The sequence below is a fragment of the Priestia sp. P5_B4 genome (genome assembly GCF_056400385.1).
The window spans coordinates 1-3,273 of sequence record NZ_JBFULJ010000420.1 but is presented as its reverse complement, the minus strand read 5'-3'; the positions used below and the strand labels follow the sequence as shown (position 1 = coordinate 3,273).

Annotated in this window: 3 protein-coding genes, 1 tRNA gene and 1 rRNA gene; all 5 read left to right on the top strand. The window is 37.0% G+C overall.

The window, feature by feature from the left end:
- Positions 1 to 54 precede the first annotated feature (54 nt).
- A 5S ribosomal RNA gene (gene rrf / locus AC1DRF_RS20580) occupies positions 55 to 170 on the top strand.
- Positions 171 to 181: 11 nt separating this feature from the next.
- A tRNA-Met gene (locus tag AC1DRF_RS20575) sits at positions 182 to 258 on the top strand.
- 139 nt (positions 259 to 397) lie between these two features.
- Entirely contained in the window at positions 398 to 1,003 is a 606-nt protein-coding gene (locus AC1DRF_RS20570; protein ID WP_043982677.1) for a hypothetical protein, read from the top strand.
- Positions 1,004 to 1,348: 345 nt separating this feature from the next.
- Positions 1,349 to 1,846 (top strand): GNAT family N-acetyltransferase, encoded by a 498-nt coding sequence (locus tag AC1DRF_RS20565; protein WP_477741551.1) that lies wholly within the window; start codon positions 1,349 to 1,351, stop codon positions 1,844 to 1,846.
- Positions 1,847 to 2,094: 248 nt separating this feature from the next.
- Positions 2,095 to 3,273: extracellular catalytic domain type 1 short-chain-length polyhydroxyalkanoate depolymerase (locus AC1DRF_RS20560; RefSeq protein WP_477741550.1), on the top strand; the 1,179-nt coding region annotated here is incomplete at its 3' end.

Sequence of the window (3,273 nt, the reverse complement as noted above, 5' to 3'; positions counted from 1 at the left end):
AGCGTAAGCTTTACTCAGCGAACTGTTATCTAGTTTTGAGAGAGCAATCTCTTGTCTGGTGGCGATAGCGAAGAGGTCACACCCGTTCCCATACCGAACACGGAAGTTAAGCTCTTTAGCGCCAATGGTAGTTGGGACTTTGTCCCTGTGAGAGTAGGACGTTGCCAGGCATTTTTATTATCGCGGGGTGGAGCAGTTCGGTAGCTCGTCGGGCTCATAACCCGAAGGTCGCAGGTTCAAATCCTGTCCCCGCAACCAAATTATCTTTTATACATACTTGAATATATCATTATTATCCTTAGGCATAGCCTAAGGATTTTTTGTTTGGCTATATTTATAAACACTTGTTTAGGTTATGATATAAGATAGTGATGCAGATTAATCAGGAGGTTTTTTCATGTTACAAAGTAATATTCAAACTTATATTGAAAAAGAAATGAACGTTCAAGGTCAATCTTTATCTCTATACCAGGAAGAAAAGGAATATGCGTTGCAAAAAAAGTTGGTACCGCAAAACCTGATGATAGAAGAAAAAGAGGAATCTTTACGTTTTAAAGATTCTTATATCGAAAGAGTAGATAAAGAAACGGACGAGCTGATCGCAGAAGAATCTCCTCTTTCGTTTTTAGATACGCCCATTTCTTACTTGAAAGAACACAGAAGTGAATTTCTATATGTAGAATCAAAATGGTTCGAATTTATTAAGCTTGATGGATGTTCTTTTGAAGTGGATGATGTGTTTGGCACATATAAAGTATTAACCGGGCTACATATGCAAAAAAAATTCGGTTCTTTACTAAAACAATTTTTTGCTAAAGAACTTAATGAAAGTCCAACAAGCGTCCAGCTTTTATTTAATGATAAAGATGGATTATGGGATGTGAATATTGAGTTAGATGCTATAAAAGAGTTTAATGAAAAAATGTCGATAGGTGAAGTTCTTATTCTTACATATCGTTTTTTCTTTCATCTAGTGGAGTATGTAGAGAACGAAAAAGCTTAAGAAATGATGATTACTTTCACTGTAAAGCATAGAACGTAGTTTCTATGCTTTTTTTGATGAGTAATACGTAATGAATGCTAAATGAAGCTGGAAATACATTTACATCTCTATGTTTTTATGGAATGATAAAGAGTATCTTTACCTATATGACTGCTATGGGTGAGGAACAACTATCAGGAATTTTTCTAGTTTTTTGAGAAAGTAGCTCACATATTAGCTGTTAATAGGACTCAGAGCAAGAAAGCTTCCGTAGGATGAAGTATAATATATACATACAGGAACTATTTTTAACTTTATAAAAAATGTCTGCTGACGTATGGGATTATAAATAAAGAGGGGATGTTCATGTTATTAAGAAAAATAAAGTCTGAAGAATTGGCAGAAGTCTATCAAATGGGATATGCCGCATGGCCTAAAGGCAGGACGTACAAAGAGTATGTGAGAGATAATCAAAAAGAAGAAACATATGGAATTCGGTATGTATACGTAAATGAAGAGGATCAAATTATTGGTTCATTTATTTTGCTTCTTTTACAAACTCCTCGATTAAAGTTTGCTTTGCACGGTATTGGATCTGTTGTTGTACACCAGCTTTATCAACGAATGGGGTATGGCCGTGATATGCTTGAAGACTTTTTTAAAAAGATGAAGATAGAGAAGCGCAGCGCTATTTTTATGCTGTATAGCGATATTCTTCCTGAATATTATCATCAGTTTGGGTTTAAGGAGCTCCCTTCTCATTTACAACTTTATCCTCAATCCATTGCTATGGTAAATTGCAGCGAGTCACAATATGAATACTTAAGTAAGCAATCCATAGAAGACATACCGGCCTATTTTTAAAAGGTATGTCTTTTTTATAGTATTTATCGGCACAATCGTTTACAATTTTATGTAAGCGTCTTCTTTTTTGGGAGATGAATGATTTTATTCGTCCTCATAACCGTAGCCAAATCGTGCAGTTAATATAAATTTTATTACATAAAACCTTGCTATCATCTTACTAGTAACTCTTATTCATTTCCATACCATACCGATATGTACGTTTGCTGCTAAGTATAACCATATCAATATAAGGAGGAAGCAGGAAGATGAAACGATTATTTATAGCAGGGATGATTTTTATACTTTTTTTATCTTTAGGTGCTGTATCTTCTTCAGCCGCAGGAAGTTTTACCTCTAAAACATATAACGGAAGGACATACAAACTGTACGTACCTAGCAGTTATCAGGGAGGTGCTGCCTTACCTCTAGTAGTTATGCTACATGGCTGTACTCAAGACCCTGATCAATTTGCAGCAGGAACACAAATGAATGAACTGGCGGAGACAGAGAAGTTTCTTGTTCTTTATCCAGAACAACCCTCTTCTGCTAATTCAAATAAGTGTTGGAACTGGTTTGATACTGCTCATCAATCAAGGGGAAGCGGTGAACCAGCGTTAATTGCTGGAATGGTCAATCAAATAAAAAGCAGTTATTCAATAGATGCCGATCAAGTCTTTGTTGGAGGGCTATCTGCTGGAGCAGCTATGAGTGTTATTATGGGAGCTACTTATCCAGACATATTTGCGGCTATCAGCGTTGGGGCTGGCTTAGAATATAAAGCAGCGACTAATGTGACAGGTGCTTATACAGCAATGAGCAGTGGAGGTCCTAATCCTATCCAACAAGGAGATTTAGCCTATTCAGCCATGGGAGATCATAAACGAGTGGTTCCAGTTATTTTGTTTCATGGGACAGCTGACTACACTGTTGCGCCTATAAATGCGCATCAAATATTATCGCAATGGGCTCAAACAAATGATAGAGCGTCTGATGGGCTGGATAATAACGATATTGATGATACGGCAGATCAAACTGCAACAGGTACAGTATCTGGTGGAAGAAGCTATACGCAATATATTTACAAAGATACAGCAGGAAAAACAGTAATGGAAAAGTACATGATAGAAGGAATGGGACATGCTTGGTCAGGGGGAAGTACATCCGGTTCTTATACAGATCCTAAAGGACCAAATACAACTAAATTAAGCTGGAACTTTTTTAAAAGCCATCCAAAAAATGGTGATGCTCCTAATCCAGGAGATATATCCCCACCGGTTACAGCTGCTTCGCCAGCGGGAGGAACGTATGGAAGTTCTGTTTCTGTTACATTATCAACCAATGAACCTGCCACCACTTACTATACATTAGATGGAAGCATACCAACTGTTAATTCTCTAAAGTACTCTGAGCCTATTACTATCAACTCTAGCAAAACAGTAAAGAAG

Bases quoted from the DNA above. Each gene is read 5' to 3' on its own strand.
- AC1DRF_RS20570 (WP_043982677.1), top strand. From the start codon at position 398: ATGTTACAAAGTAATATTCAAACTTATATTGAAAAAGAAATGAACGTT.
- AC1DRF_RS20565 (WP_477741551.1), top strand. From the start codon at position 1,349: ATGTTATTAAGAAAAATAAAGTCTGAAGAATTGGCAGAAGTCTATCAA.